Source organism: Methylobacterium sp. WL116, assembly GCF_008039455.1.
In the GTDB taxonomy this organism is placed as follows: domain Bacteria; phylum Pseudomonadota; class Alphaproteobacteria; order Rhizobiales; family Beijerinckiaceae; genus Methylobacterium.
The window spans coordinates 1-460 of record NZ_VRUV01001147.1; the positions used below are offsets into that span (position 1 = coordinate 1).

1 protein-coding gene is annotated in these 460 nt (G+C 72.4%); it reads right to left on the reverse strand.

Features of this window, described 5'->3' with window-relative positions:
* Positions 1–84: 84 nt before the first annotated feature.
* The coding region (locus FV223_RS29830; RefSeq protein WP_210247540.1) for a hypothetical protein at positions 85–460 on the reverse strand (376 nt) is incomplete at its 5' end.

The following is a 460-nucleotide window of genomic DNA, read 5'->3' on the forward strand; positions in this document are numbered from 1 at the left end:
CTCGAGTTGTTGGATGGCGTCATCGACTAACGCCCGAATGCCGGGTGCGTGCCGTGCCCACGGATGCGGCGCGGCACGCTGGGATCACGCCCGGCGCCGGAGGACGGCGTAGGGCAGCGCGGAGAACAACGCTGCGAGATCGGCGGAGCCGTCGTAGCCGGCCCCCGTGACGATGTCGTGCCAGGACGTGCCCGCGCCGAGATCGACCGTCGTGCCGGCGAACCCCGCCCCCGACCAGGTGGCGTCCGTGACCAGTCCGGCGACCAGTCGCGGGACCGCGACGAAGATGTCGCCGTCCGCGCTCGCGTCGGAGCGAAGGTAGGCGACGACGTTGTCCGCACGCGGCCCCGTCGCCTCGATCGCCCGGTAGTCGGCCTCGGCATAGAAGGCCGGACGCGCGGCGCGGTCGGCGAGCAGACGCTTCAGGGTCGCCTGCTTCACCCGTCCGTCCGGCCAATGC